The 11,465-nt window shown below is 67.9% G+C and carries 16 protein-coding genes and 1 pseudogene; 14 read left to right on the top strand and 3 right to left on the bottom strand.

The window, feature by feature from the left end; translation table 11 throughout:
* From Q7P21_RS04385 to Q7P21_RS04340, 9 genes and pseudogenes are all read left to right on the top strand, one after another.
* A pseudogene (locus Q7P21_RS04385) lies at positions 1 to 195 on the top strand (acyl-CoA dehydrogenase); the annotation flags it as partial.
* 65 nt (positions 196 to 260) lie between these two features.
* A complete protein-coding gene (locus Q7P21_RS04380; protein WP_304175917.1) occupies positions 261 to 665 on the top strand; it encodes a hypothetical protein in 405 nt (134 codons plus the stop codon).
* A complete protein-coding gene (locus Q7P21_RS04375) occupies positions 662 to 1,045 on the top strand; it encodes a type II toxin-antitoxin system VapC family toxin (protein ID WP_304175915.1) in 384 nt (127 codons plus the stop codon). The genes Q7P21_RS04380 and Q7P21_RS04375 overlap by 4 nt, the downstream gene beginning before the upstream one ends.
* A 57-nt stretch (positions 1,046 to 1,102) precedes the next feature.
* Complete coding sequence (locus Q7P21_RS04370) at positions 1,103 to 2,842, top strand: class I adenylate-forming enzyme family protein (protein WP_304175913.1); 1,740 nt, start codon at positions 1,103 to 1,105, stop codon at positions 2,840 to 2,842.
* Positions 2,843 to 2,844: 2 nt separating this feature from the next.
* Positions 2,845 to 3,441: an NADPH-dependent FMN reductase gene (locus tag Q7P21_RS04365; protein ID WP_304172223.1), complete on the top strand. Its 597-nt coding sequence runs from the start codon at positions 2,845 to 2,847 to the stop codon at positions 3,439 to 3,441.
* A gap of 581 nt (positions 3,442 to 4,022) precedes the next feature.
* Positions 4,023 to 4,475 carry a hypothetical protein gene (locus tag Q7P21_RS04355; RefSeq protein ID WP_304172225.1) on the top strand — a complete coding sequence of 151 codons (453 nt, stop codon included), beginning with the start codon at positions 4,023 to 4,025 and terminating at the stop codon, positions 4,473 to 4,475.
* Positions 4,476 to 4,519: 44 nt separating this feature from the next.
* Complete coding sequence (locus Q7P21_RS04350; RefSeq protein ID WP_304172227.1) at positions 4,520 to 5,242, top strand: hypothetical protein; 723 nt, start codon at positions 4,520 to 4,522, stop codon at positions 5,240 to 5,242.
* Positions 5,229 to 5,522 carry a DUF1153 domain-containing protein gene (locus Q7P21_RS04345; RefSeq protein WP_304172228.1) on the top strand — a complete coding sequence of 98 codons (294 nt, stop codon included), beginning with the start codon at positions 5,229 to 5,231 and terminating at the stop codon, positions 5,520 to 5,522. Before Q7P21_RS04350 ends, Q7P21_RS04345 begins: the two co-directional genes overlap by 14 nt.
* Before the next feature lie 121 nt (positions 5,523 to 5,643).
* On the top strand, positions 5,644 to 6,324 hold the full coding sequence (locus Q7P21_RS04340; protein WP_304172380.1) for a DUF1013 domain-containing protein: 681 nt from the start codon (positions 5,644 to 5,646) through the stop codon (positions 6,322 to 6,324).
* Between the two features lie 60 nt (positions 6,325 to 6,384).
* On the opposite strand, the gene Q7P21_RS04335 is transcribed toward Q7P21_RS04340, so the two are convergent.
* Positions 6,385 to 6,558: a YdcH family protein gene (locus tag Q7P21_RS04335; protein ID WP_304172378.1), complete on the bottom strand. Its 174-nt coding sequence runs from the start codon at positions 6,556 to 6,558 to the stop codon at positions 6,385 to 6,387.
* Positions 6,559 to 6,687: 129 nt separating this feature from the next.
* Here Q7P21_RS04335 and Q7P21_RS04330 point away from each other — a divergent pair, with 129 nt between their 5' ends.
* The 3 genes from Q7P21_RS04330 to Q7P21_RS04320 all read left to right on the top strand — a co-directional run bounded on the left by Q7P21_RS04330 (position 6,688) and on the right by Q7P21_RS04320 (position 8,114).
* Entirely contained in the window at positions 6,688 to 7,302 is a 615-nt protein-coding gene (locus tag Q7P21_RS04330) for a UbiX family flavin prenyltransferase (RefSeq protein ID WP_304175911.1), read from the top strand.
* Between the two features lies 1 nt (position 7,303).
* Positions 7,304 to 7,750, top strand: coding sequence for a TIGR02444 family protein (locus Q7P21_RS04325; RefSeq protein WP_304175909.1), 447 nt, complete (start codon positions 7,304 to 7,306; stop codon positions 7,748 to 7,750).
* A gap of 145 nt (positions 7,751 to 7,895) precedes the next feature.
* Complete coding sequence (locus tag Q7P21_RS04320; protein WP_304172373.1) at positions 7,896 to 8,114, top strand: DUF465 domain-containing protein; 219 nt, start codon at positions 7,896 to 7,898, stop codon at positions 8,112 to 8,114.
* A 10-nt stretch (positions 8,115 to 8,124) separates the two neighbouring features.
* Here the strand turns inward: Q7P21_RS04320 and Q7P21_RS04315 are convergent, their stop codons facing one another.
* Complete coding sequence (locus tag Q7P21_RS04315) at positions 8,125 to 8,847, bottom strand: GGDEF domain-containing protein (protein ID WP_304175907.1); 723 nt, start codon at positions 8,845 to 8,847, stop codon at positions 8,125 to 8,127.
* A gap of 121 nt (positions 8,848 to 8,968) precedes the next feature.
* Between Q7P21_RS04315 and purE the strand changes: the two genes are divergently transcribed.
* Both purE and Q7P21_RS04305 read left to right on the top strand, forming a co-directional pair.
* On the top strand, positions 8,969 to 9,463 hold the full coding sequence (gene purE, locus Q7P21_RS04310; RefSeq protein ID WP_304166415.1) for a 5-(carboxyamino)imidazole ribonucleotide mutase: 495 nt from the start codon (positions 8,969 to 8,971) through the stop codon (positions 9,461 to 9,463).
* A gap of 8 nt (positions 9,464 to 9,471) precedes the next feature.
* Positions 9,472 to 10,575, top strand: a complete 1,104-nt coding sequence (locus Q7P21_RS04305) for a 5-(carboxyamino)imidazole ribonucleotide synthase (RefSeq protein ID WP_304175905.1) — start codon at positions 9,472 to 9,474, stop codon at positions 10,573 to 10,575.
* 7 nt (positions 10,576 to 10,582) lie between these two features.
* Here the strand turns inward: Q7P21_RS04305 and motA are convergent, their stop codons facing one another.
* Positions 10,583 to 11,452, bottom strand: coding sequence for a flagellar motor stator protein MotA (gene motA / locus Q7P21_RS04300; protein WP_304166421.1), 870 nt, complete (start codon positions 11,450 to 11,452; stop codon positions 10,583 to 10,585).
* Between the last annotated feature and the right edge of the window lie 13 nt (positions 11,453 to 11,465).

Below are 11,465 nucleotides of genomic sequence, written 5' to 3'. Positions count from 1 at the left end.
GCCGACGGCCCGACCGAGGTCCACAAGGTCACGGTCGCCAAGCAGGTGCTGAAGGACTACCGGCCCGACAACGACCTGTTCCCCAACTATCACGAGCCCCGGCTGCGCGAGGAGGCGGAGGCCAAGTTCGCGCCGGAGCTGGCCGAGATCCGGGAACAGTACGCTCAGGGCCGCAAGGCCAAGGCAGACGCCTGATCCAGCGCGTTGACGACCGCAGTGAATGTCCTAAATCTAGGACATTCACTGCGGAGCGTGTCGCCATGACACCCGATGATCTCGCCGCCAAGGGCCGGGCCCTCTGTGGAGCGCGCTGGCAGACGGCGCTCGCCGCCGAGCTGGGTGTGGCGGATCGCACCATGCGCCGGTGGTTGGCGGGGGACAGCCCGGTCCCCGAAGCCGTCGAAGCAAGGCTGCGGGCCATGCTGAAGCGGCGTCACGACGAGCTGGGTGATCTGTCCGCCGGCGGCGTTAGGGCGCCGCAGGCTGAGTTTCGAGACGAAGCAACGCCGCCCGAAAGCGGCGCCTCGACGCCGAAACATGACCCGGTCGAACGGTTGAGGTTGATCCAGGAGATCAGCGCGGCCGCCCGGGCCAAGGTCTTGCCGGGGCCGGACGCCGCCCATGCTGCGGACTTCCTCTATGATGAGGATGGGCTGCCCAATTGATCTGTGTCGACTGCTCCGCGCTGATGGCGGTCCTGCTTGGCGAGCCCGCTGCGCAAAGGTGCGAGGCGGTGCTGGCGGAGGAGAGCGAACTTGTCATCTCGGCGGCGACCCTGGCCGAAGCGCTGATCGTGTCCAGCCATCGCGGATTGGAGGCGGAGATGACCCGTTTGGTGGAAGCAGCCAGGCTGCGGGTCATCGACGTGACCACGGCTGCGGCTTCGCGAGCCGCCGAAGCCTATCGCAAGTGGGGCAGGGGACGTCACGCCGCGCGCCTGAACTATGGGGATTGTTTCGCCTACGAGCTGGCCTCCCATATGGCGTGTCCGCTGCTGTACGTGGGCGACGATTTCTCTAAGACCGATCTCGAAAGCGCGCTTTAGCGCAGGACCAAATTCGCCTTTCCACATTTCGATCCAAAGCCATTTCCAAGGACGCCCATGACCGAATCCGCTCCCGCCTGGCCCGTCATGTCGATCGCCGAGGCCCACGCCCAATTGACCGCCCCCGGCGAGCGCTTCGAGATCGAGCTGCGCGATATTCGCGGCGTCCAGACCCGCACCTGGAAGAACGCCCCGCCCACCCTGCGCGACGTGTTCCTCAACGGCCGGACCTTCGGGGACCGGGAGTTCATGGTGCTGGAGGACGACCGGGCGACCTTCGAGGCCTTTTCCCGCGCCACCCTGACCCTGGCCCGCCAGCTGCAGGCCGACGGGGTGGGCAAGGGCGACCGGGTGGCGGTGATCATGCGCAACCTGCCGGAATTCCCGGTGGCCTTCTTCGCCGCGGCCCTGGTCGGCGCCATCGTCACCCCGCTGAACGCCTGGTGGACGGGGGCGGAGCTGGAATATGGCCTGGCCGATTCCGGAACCAAGGTCGCCCTGGTCGACGGCGAGCGGCTGGTGCGGCTGGCCGGTCATCTGGAGAATTGCCCCGACCTGAAGCGGGTCTATGCAGCGCGGATGGAGACGGCGTCGACTGATCCCCTCGTCCGCCCGCTGGAGGGGGTGATCGGGCCGGTCAACAGCTGGGCCGGCCTGGCCGACCTGCCCCTGCCGGACGTGGCGCTGGACCCCGAGGACGACGCCACCATCTTCTACACCTCCGGCACCACCGGAAAGCCCAAGGGCGCGCTGGGCACCCATCGCAACATCGTCTCCAACATCATGGCCAGCGGCATCGCCGCCCAGCGCAACTTCCTGCGCCGGGGCGAGGCCCTGCCGGAAAGCGATCCGCACAAGCTGCCCCAACGCGCGACCCTGCTGGTCGTGCCGCTGTTCCACGCCACCGGCTGCCACGCCACCCTGTCCCCGGCGGTCAATTCCGGCGGCAAGCTGGTCTTCATGCGCCGCTGGGAGCCGGAGGAGGGCATGAAGCTGATCGAGCGCGAGAAGATCGGGGCGACCGGCGGGGTGCCGACCATCGCCTGGCAGCTGATCGAGCATCCGGCCCGGGAGAAGTACGACCTGTCGTCGCTGAACAGCGTCACCTACGGCGGCGCGCCCTCGGCGCCCGAACTGGTCCGCAAGATCGTCGAGACCTTCCCGGGCTCCCTGCCCGGCAATGGCTGGGGCATGACCGAGACCTCGGCCACCTTCACCTCGCATCTGGGCAAGGACTATGAGGTCCGCCCCGATTCCTGCGGTCCCGCCGCGCCGACCGGCGAGATGCGGATCATGAACCTGGAGGCGACGGCGGAGCTTGCGATCGGCGAGGTCGGCGAGCTGTGGGTCAAGGGCCCGAACGTGGTCAAACTCTATTGGAACAAGCCCGAGGCCACGGCCGAGACCTTCCAGGACGGCTGGCTCCGGACCGGCGACCTGGCGCGCCTGGACGAGGAAGGCTTCTGCTTCATCATCGACCGGGCCAAGGACATGCTGATCCGGGGCGGCGAAAACATCTACTGTGTCGAAGTCGAGAATGTGCTGTACGACCATCCCGACGTCATGGACGCCGCCCTGGTTGGCGTTCCCCACAAGACGCTCGGTGAGGAACCGGCGGCCGTGGTGCATCTGAAGCCGGGGGGCATGGCCACGGAGGCCGAGCTCCAGGCCTGGGTGCGCGCCCGGCTGGCGGCGTTCAAGGTTCCGGTCAAGGTCGCCTTCTGGCCCGAGACCCTGCCGCGCAACGCCAACGGCAAGATTCTCAAGACCGAGCTGAAGAAGGTGTTCGAGGGGTAGGAATGAGTTCGACCGCGCGCAGGCCCAGGATCGTCGGGATCGGTGGCACCATCCGGCCCGGATCCTCGACCGAAAGGGCCCTGGCGGTCGCGCTGAAGGCGGCGGAAGCGGGCGGCGCGGAGACCCAGCTGCTGGGCGGCGATTTCCTGGCCCGCCTGCCGATCTTCAACCCTTCCGTCGCCGAGACCAGCGCCGAACAGAAGGCGCTGGCCGAGGCCGTGCGCACCGCCGACGGCATCATCGTCGCCAGCCCCGGCTATCACGGCTCGATCTCCGGCATCGTCAAGAACGCCCTGGATACGCTGGAGGCCCTGAACAAGGACGCCCGGCCCTATTTCACCGACCGCGCCGTGGGCTGCATCATCACCGCCGACGGCTGGCAGGCGGCGGGCACGGCCCTGACCACCCTGCGGTCGGTCATCCATGCCCTGAGGGGCTGGCCGACCCCCTATGGCGCAGCCTTCAACGCCAGCGCGAGTTCGTTCGGCCCCGACGGTCAGCCCGTCGATCCCAAGGACGCCTGGCAGCTGGCCACGGTGGGCGAGCAGGTCCTTGAGTTCGCCCGGATGCGTCTGGCGGCCGCGGCCCTGCCGCAATGACGGCGTAAACAGGTTCGATGACGTCTCCCCACGCCGCCGCCCCCGAAGTCGCGCAAGCGGTCTGGGAGTCCGCGAGCTCGCCGATCAAAGACATCATCTAGGCCGCCTGCAACGGCCGACCCTGCATCCTGGTCGACGCCGAGGACCGGGAGGACGAGGGCGACGTCATCATCCCGGCCCAGTTCGCGACCGTCCTGCCGGGCTCGAGCGGATACGGCCTGCGGATCTTGGGCCGCCGAGGCTTCCAGAAGAGGCAAGGCGCCTCAAAACAGCCTCGCTCAGAAGTTTCCACTCTCTGGTTTCGAATGTCCCGGCTCCCTCCGGGCATATGGTCAAGCTTGGTCCGAATGCTCCTTGAGCAGGCTCCTGAGGTTAGGCGGCCACTGACTCGCCGCTGATTACTTCAGCCTGTGGAGATCCTGGGCGACTCGGGGCGCCTATTCAAAAACGGCCCATGGAAAGTGGAGAACCGCTCAGCATGAGCGGAAATCTGTCCAAGTTGGGCGCCCAGACCATTGCCAATGTTACCCATAACGGGCTTCTCGCTCTGCGGGAATTATTCGCGTGATAGGTGAGTTGGCATGGGCGTCAATGTACTGTTCGACCTTGTTGAAAGATCGCATGGCGCCTACGGGCGGCAGGAGGGGTCGCGGGTTTACGAGTTCCATCAACTCGCCAGTCGGCTCTTCGAACTTTCGCTCAGCCTGCGCCGAAAGTGCGGCTACGATTCCGACGCGGTCTTCATCTACATGGCCTTCGTTCTGGCCGCCGCGATCGAGGCGGTGAACGGCGCCAGCCAGGCCAGCGTGATCTCGCTCTCAGAGGTCGAAGCCAGCCTCTCGGCCTTCAGCATCAGCAACATGACCGGCATCCCGCGCGAGACGGTGCGGCGGAAGTTGCGGCTGCTCGAACAGAACGAGGTGATCCTGTCGGGGCCTGGGGCCTCCTACACCATCCGGCTGGATCGGGCCCGGCTTCAGGAGGTGCTGCTGCCGCGTCCCGGCGGCGGTCTCCGCCGGGAAGGCACGGCCTGATGTGGCCAGCGGCGGATAAGGTCATTCCCTTCCCCCTCGACCGCGTGAGCCCATCCCTTCCCCGCAATCCGCTCTTCTTCTGCGCCCGGCTGCAGTACCGCGGCTATAATCAGAAGGTCATCGAGTACTGCGTGGTCGATGTCTTCGCCGAGCGGGTGCTGGAGTTCACGGCGTCCTGGCGGCGCGGAGCCGGCGGCGGCGACTGGCTGCCCTCCAACCGCGCGCTCGCTGGCCTCGCCCTGCTGCATGAGACGGTGCGGGGGCGGGCGGTGATCGTCGACAGCGACACCGACGAGGAGGCCCCGCCGCGACGGGTGATCCAGGCCTGCGCCCAGGTCATGGAGCTGACCGCCCTGTACGGTCACGGCGCGGTGCGGACCCTGCGGCCGCAGATCGAGGACGAAGTCGCCTCGATCCGTCTGGCCGCCTTCGACGGCGAAACCACCGCCTATCACATCGCGGCCCGGCTTCGCGAAGTCTGGGTCCTGCTCGACGCGGAGCTGAGGGGGCCGAAGCCTGGCCACGTCCCCGAGGATCCGCCGGCCTCGCCCCGGCCCGTGTCTCTCCCGACGTCGGCGGCGAGTCCGGTCGCGGCCCCCGTTCCTCCGCCACCCCCGCAACGGGACGGCGGGCCGCTGATCGAACTGCTGGTGTGCATCGCTGCAGGCGTGCTGGTGGCGCTCGCCGCCGTCACCGCCTTCGCCGGCGTGATCTTTGCCCATCGCGACATCATTCTCATGGAGCTGCGTGATCGTGTCCGCATTTGACAGAGTGTTTCCCAGCCGCCGACCCGGCGTCATCGGGCCGCTCGGCCACTGTCTCACCGCCCAGGATCTGCCTCGCCCGGACCTCGACCGGTGGGGCCCTCGCCGCAAGGCCGAGGTGGTGGTGGCGATCCGCGGCGGCCTGATCTCGCTCGACGAGGCCGTCGATCGCTATCGGCTGTCGATGGAGGAGGTGGCCAATTGGCTCAGCCTCTTCGACCGCCACGGGCTCAAGGGTTTGCGCGTCACACACCTCAAGAGCTATCGGGTCGCACCTAGCTGAAACGCCGCGCTAAGCGGTTCATATTGACCGTTTTCTTGATCGCCGATCCGGCCTATACACACCGTCGCTCTATGCACCGCCCGGCCGAAAGGCCGGGCGCCGTCATTTTAGGAAGACCGTCATGACCGACATTCTGATGCCGAAGGCGACCGCTGTCTGGCTGGTCGACAATACGTCCCTCACCTTCGATCAGATCGCCGACTTCTGCGGCCTCCACCCCCTGGAAGTGAAGGGCATCGCCGACGGCGAAGTGGCGCGCGACATCCGCGGCGCCGATCCCATCGCCAATGGCCAGCTGTCCCGCGAAGAGCTGGACGCCGCCCAGACCAACGCCAAGTACCGGATGAAGGCCCAGAAGAGCCGTCACGCCGAGCTCCTGAAGCCGGTCAAGAAGGCCCCGCGCTACACCCCGGTCTCGCGCCGCCAGGACCGCCCGGACGCCATCGCCTGGTTCATCCGCAACCACCCGGAAGTGGCCGACAGCCAGATCGCTCGCCTGCTGGGCACCACCAAGGCCACCATCGACCAGGTGCGTAACCGCGCCCACTGGAACGCGGCCAACATCAAGCCCGTCGACCCGGTGACCCTGGGCCTGGCGACGCAGATGGAGCTGGATGCGGTGGTGAAGAAGGCCGCCGAGAAGAAGGCCAAGGACGACGCCCGGCGGGGCGTGGTCGAACCGGACGGCCCGACCCTGGAGCCGGCCTCGGCGACCGGTGCGGTCGCGCCGGCGCCTGTCGCGCCGGAGCCGGTCGAAGCTGATGAGCCCGACTATGACGACGAGGACGGCGACGAAGACTAGCACGACCACCTGGGCCGCCCCCGACCCCTGAGCGGGGAGGGGCGGCGCGGGGGACGGGCTCTAGTGGGGACGGCTCCTCAAGGCTTCCATCTCTTCCTTGAGCTTGAGCTTCTGTCGTTTGAGGTCGCGAAGCCTGACGTCATCGAAGGCGGGCCTACTCAGTTCGTCGCGAATCGCCTTGTCGAGGTTTTCGTGACGGGATCCGAGTTGGCGGATACGGGCTTCAACGGCCATGACAGTACGTCTCCTTCCATTGAACAACGACGTCAGTGAACACCCGCTGGTCTGGGCTGTCAGATCACATATGTTTGCAGGCCGGTGTCTGGAATGGGCGCCCGAATTGCAGGCGCGGGAGTTGTGTAAATGGTGAATTCCGAGCGCCTGGCCCCTGAACCGCCCCGTCTGGTTGTGGGCGTGTCCGGCGCGAGCGGCGTGATCTATGGGCTTCGCGTCCTGGACGCCTGCCGCGAGCTGGGGGTCGAGACCCACCTGGTGTTGTCCAAGGCCGCCGCCCTGACGGTCGCCCAGGAAACCACGTTGTCCCTCGCCGAGGTTCAGGCCCGCGCCGAAGTGTCGCACCGGGCCGGGGACGTAGGCGCGGCCATCGCCTCGGGCTCCTTCCCGACGCTCGGCATGATCGTCGCGCCCTGCTCGGTCCGGACCATGAGCGAGATCGCCACCGGGGTGACCTCGTCGCTGCTGACCCGCGCCGCCGATGTCACCCTCAAGGAACGTCGAACCCTGGTGCTGATGGTGCGCGAGACGCCGCTGCACCTGGGCCATCTGCGCACCATGGTGCGGCTGGCCGAGATGGGGGCGGTGATCGCCCCGCCGCTGCCGGCCTTCTACGCCAAGCCCCAGAGCCTGGAGGACATGGTCGACCAGTCCGTCGGCCGGGCGCTGGATCTGTTCGGCCTCCACTGGAGCGCCGTGAAACGCTGGGGCCAGGATGTCGGCCCCTTGAAGGGAGACGCCTGACGTGTCGCTTTGGGATTGGACCTTGCAGGCCTATGGCCAGGCCGGCGTGCCGGAGGCCTGCCTGGACCTGCAGGATGAGCACGGCCAGAACACGCCCTTCCTGTTGTGGGCGGTCTGGGCCGAAGGGCCGAAGCCTGAGATCCTGGCCGAGGCTGCGCGAATGGCCAAGGCCTGGGAGGCTGCGGTCCTCGCGCCGATCCGCAAGGTCCGCCGCACCCTGAAGCCGCCCTTCCCCCTGGTCGATGACCGGGCCCGGGAGGCCCTGCGCGAGGACATCAAGGCCGCCGAGCTGCGGGCCGAGCGGGTGTTGATGGAGACGCTGGAACAGCTGTCGGGTCACCACAAGAACGGGGTTCCGGCCCTGGAGGCCTTGAAGGCGGCCACAGCCGCCTGGGGCGGCGGGGCGTCCGACGACGCCCTGGCCCGCCTGGCCGGGCCGCTCACCTGAATTCCCCCAGCCTGAATTCCCCCAGTCTCAATTCGATGCGCCAGGGGCGATGTAGAAGATTGCATAACCTAAGCCGCGATAGGGCTGTCTTTACGGGTTCACCGGCGATGCGCATCATCGCCGTATCGCGTGGCGGGACGTGCGTATGAACGATCACGAAGAAGAAGATCCGGATGACGCGGTCCGCGCGCGGCTGGTCATCGCCCTGCAGGAACACGCCGATCTCGATGTCGCCGTCCATTCCCTGTCCATGGCGGCCCTGCCGGACATGATGGTGATCGGCCGGCTCAAGCGGAAGAAGCTGCTGCTGAAGGACGAGATCGCCCAGCTCAAGGAACTGCTGACCCCGGATATCCTGGCCTGAGGCGGCCGGCTCAGCCGGTGTTGCGGACGTCGCGCTTGCGGACGAACATCGCCGCGTCCGCCTCGGCGACCAGGGCCTCGGAGTCCATGTCCAGCGAGATCTCGCGCACGCCATAGGAGACGTGCAGCGGCGCCGACCAGTCGCCGAACTGGATCGGCGCGCCCTCGATGGCCTGGGCGAGCGACTGGGCCTTGGCCTCGGCCGTCGCCTTGTCGGCCTGGACCAGGATCACCGCGAACTCGTCGCCGCCCATCCGCCCGACGATGTCGGAATCCCGTACATTGCCGGCCAGCCTCTGGGCCACCGCCTGCAGGGCGGCGTCCCCGGCCGCGTGGCCATAGCGGTCATTGACGCTCTTGAAGCCGTCGAGGTCGAAATAGACCAGGCTGGCGGGGGAGCCATAGCGCTGGGAGAAGGTGCGGATGCGGCCCAGCTCGCGCACGAAGGCGCGGCGATTGAGCACCGGGGTCAGGGGATCGCGGTCGGCCAGTTCCTCGGCCTCGGCCAGCTTGGCCTTCAGGCGGCCGACCTCGCCGCGCAGGTCGTCGATCTCGGTCAGCAGGGTCTTGACCGCGTTCTGAACCGCAGGCGTCAGGTCGGTCTCGGTGAGGCCCAGGAAGGCGGTCTTGTCGGCGGGGGCCGGGGCGGCGGCGGTCGCATAGGCGCCAGCCTTGGCGAGCGCGCGTTTGCGGATCGCCGAAAAGGTCTCGCTGCGCGCGCCGGAGATCTTCATGGGACCCTTGTCCAACCAGAATCACCGGGGGAGCCCCCGGCGTTAAGAATCCTAAACGTCCTTGGTTGCGGGCGCAAAGCCGGCGCCTATACTCCGCGCCTTTCCGGAAAGGGGCCCGTTCATGAGCGCATCGCCCGCGCCCGTCGCGATTATCATGGGCAGCCGGTCCGACTGGCCGACCATGAAGCTGGCGGCCGAGATGCTGGACGCCCTGGGCGTGGCCTATGAGGCCAAGGTGGTGTCCGCCCACCGGACCCCTGATCGGATGTACGAGTTCGCCAAGACGGCCAAGGCCAAGGGCTTCAAGGTGATCATCGCCGGGGCCGGCGGCGCGGCCCACCTGCCCGGCATGACCGCCTCCCTCACCGAGCTTCCGGTGCTGGGCGTGCCGATCGAATCCAAGACCCTGAAGGGGCTCGACAGCCTCTATTCCATCGTCCAGATGCCGGGCGGCATCGCGGTGGGAACGCTGGCCATCGGCGAGGCGGGGGCCAAGAACGCCGGCCTGCTGGCCGCCCAGATCCTGGCCCTGTCCGACGAGCCCCTGGCTGAACGACTGGCCGCCTTCCGCCGGAACCTGGCCGCCGCCGTGGCCGAGACCGTCGAGGACGCGTGAACCCGCCCATGACGCCGCTGCCTCCCGGATCGACCATAGGAATCCTCGGCGGAGGGCAGCTTGGACGCATGCTGGCCCTTGCGGCCGCAAGGCTTGGCTTCGATGTGGCCATCCTCGAGCCCGAGCCCGGGTCCCCCGCCGCGCGGGTCGCGGCCCACGCCATTGTCGGGGACTATGACGACGCCCGGGCCCTGACGGCGCTGGCCGAGATCGCCGATGTCATCACCTTCGAATTCGAAAATGTCCCGGCGTTGGCGGTGGAGCGGCTGATGGCGCTGGGCGCCCGCGTGGCCCCCAACGCCCGGGCGCTGGCCGTCGCCCAGGACCGGGTGGAGGAGAAGACCTTCCTCAATTCGGCCGGCGCGCCCACGGTGGCCTTCGCCAAGGCCGACACCGCTGAGGAGGCCGCCCAGGCGGTGCAGATCATCGGCGCCCCGGCCCTGATGAAGACCCGCCGCGACGGCTATGACGGCAAGGGCCAGAAATGGGTCGAGCACGTCTCGACCGCTGCGGCCGCCTTCGCGGCCCTGGGGTCCAAGCCGGTGATCCTCGAGGCGCCGGCCGCCTTTGTCCGCGAGCTGTCGGTGATCGCCGCCCGCGGGGCCAGTGGCGAGATCGCGGTCTATCCGCTCAGCGAGAACCATCACGAGGCCGGCGTCCTGCGTCGAACGGTCGCGCCGGCCGAGACGCCCGCAGAGACCTCTGACCAGGCCGAGCGCATCGCCGCCCAGATTCTGACCTCGCTGGACTATGTGGGGGTGATCGGCATCGAGCTGTTCGAGCTCGCCGACGGTCGGTTGCTGGTCAATGAGATCGCGCCGCGCGTCCACAACACCGGCCACTGGACCCAGGATGGTTGCGAGGTCGACCAGTTCGAGCAGCACATCCGCGCCGTCGCCGGCTGGCCGCTCGGCCCCACCCACGCCACCAGCCGGGTGGAGATGCTCAATCTGCTGGGCGACGAGGTCGCGGCCTGGCCGCGCCTGGCCGGGGAGCCCGACGCGCGCCTGCATCTCTATGGCAAGCGCGACGCCAAGCCCGGCCGCAAGATGGGCCATGTGAACCGCCGCCGGCCGCTGGCCAGCTCAGGCGGCGCTCACCGCAGCGAATAGGCTGGACTCAGGCCTCGTTCGGGATCGCCGAGAGCGCCTCTTCCAGTTCCAGGAAGCTGGGCTGGGCGCTGGAGGGGACGCTGCCGCGGCCGATCTCGACGGAGATCTGGGCGGCGTTGCCGTGCAGGTGGGCGACCAGGACGGCCTGGATGATCTTGTAGAACGCGCCCTCCTCATCGACGACCTGGGTCATCCGGGTGGCGAAGGGGCCGACCAGGCCATAGGCCAGGAACACCCCCAGGAAGGTGCCGACCAGGGCCGAGCCGATCATCTCGCCCAGCACCTCCGGCGGTTCGGTGATGGCGCCCATGGTCTTGATGATGCCCAGCACGGCCGCGACGATGCCCAGGGCGGGCAGGGCGTCGGCCAGGGACTGGATGGCGTGGGCCGGGGCCAGGGCCTCGTGGTGGTGCTTCTCCAGCTGCTTTTCCATGGCGTCCTCGACCTGGTGAGGGTCCTCGAGGTTCATGGTCATCATCCGCAGGGTGTCGCAGATGAAGTCGATGGCGAAGTGGTCTTTCCCGATCCGGGGGAAGCGCGAGAAGATCGTGGAGTCGTGCGGGTTCTCGATGTGGCTTTCCAGCGCGATGACGCCCTTGGACTTCATGGTCTTGGTCAGCAGGAAGAGCAGCGACAGCAGGTCGCGATAGTCGCTGGCCTTCCATTTGGGGCCGGAGAACACCTTGCCCATGCCGCCGCCGGCGCCCTTGATGACGGTCATGGAGTTGGCGATCAGGAAGCTCGCCACGCCCGCGCCGCCAATGGCCATCATCTCGTGAGGCGCGGCCTCGATGATCACGCCAAGGTTGCCCCCGGACATGAGGAAGCTGCCGAAGACCAGGCCGAACAGCAGCACGATGCCGATAATCTGAAACATGCGCGCGGGGTCC

The sequence above is a fragment of the Phenylobacterium aquaticum genome, assembly GCF_947378715.1.
GTDB classification, from domain to species: domain Bacteria; phylum Pseudomonadota; class Alphaproteobacteria; order Caulobacterales; family Caulobacteraceae; genus Phenylobacterium; species Phenylobacterium aquaticum_A.
The sequence above is the reverse complement of the archived record's forward strand: the minus strand, read 5'-3'. Positions and strand labels throughout refer to the sequence as shown.

What these genes read in the sequence shown, in the direction of transcription:
- Q7P21_RS04330 (WP_304175911.1), top strand. Translation starts at nt 6,688, where the DNA reads ATGGTGAATTCCGAGCGCCTGGCCCCTGAACCGCCCCGTCTGGTTGTG.
- Q7P21_RS04370 (WP_304175913.1), top strand. Translation starts at nt 1,103, where the DNA reads ATGACCGAATCCGCTCCCGCCTGGCCCGTCATGTCGATCGCCGAGGCC.
- Q7P21_RS04320 (WP_304172373.1), top strand. Translation starts at nt 7,896, where the DNA reads ATGAACGATCACGAAGAAGAAGATCCGGATGACGCGGTCCGCGCGCGG.
- Q7P21_RS04315 (WP_304175907.1), bottom strand. Translation starts at nt 8,847, where the DNA reads ATGAAGATCTCCGGCGCGCGCAGCGAGACCTTTTCGGCGATCCGCAAA.
- Q7P21_RS04305 (WP_304175905.1), top strand. Translation starts at nt 9,472, where the DNA reads ATGACGCCGCTGCCTCCCGGATCGACCATAGGAATCCTCGGCGGAGGG.
- Q7P21_RS04355 (WP_304172225.1), top strand. Translation starts at nt 4,023, where the DNA reads ATGGGCGTCAATGTACTGTTCGACCTTGTTGAAAGATCGCATGGCGCC.
- Q7P21_RS04365 (WP_304172223.1), top strand. Translation starts at nt 2,845, where the DNA reads ATGAGTTCGACCGCGCGCAGGCCCAGGATCGTCGGGATCGGTGGCACC.
- Q7P21_RS04335 (WP_304172378.1), bottom strand. Translation starts at nt 6,558, where the DNA reads ATGGCCGTTGAAGCCCGTATCCGCCAACTCGGATCCCGTCACGAAAAC.
- Q7P21_RS04380 (WP_304175917.1), top strand. Translation starts at nt 261, where the DNA reads ATGACACCCGATGATCTCGCCGCCAAGGGCCGGGCCCTCTGTGGAGCG.
- Q7P21_RS04340 (WP_304172380.1), top strand. Translation starts at nt 5,644, where the DNA reads ATGACCGACATTCTGATGCCGAAGGCGACCGCTGTCTGGCTGGTCGAC.
- purE (WP_304166415.1), top strand. Translation starts at nt 8,969, where the DNA reads ATGAGCGCATCGCCCGCGCCCGTCGCGATTATCATGGGCAGCCGGTCC.
- motA (WP_304166421.1), bottom strand. Translation starts at nt 11,452, where the DNA reads ATGTTTCAGATTATCGGCATCGTGCTGCTGTTCGGCCTGGTCTTCGGC.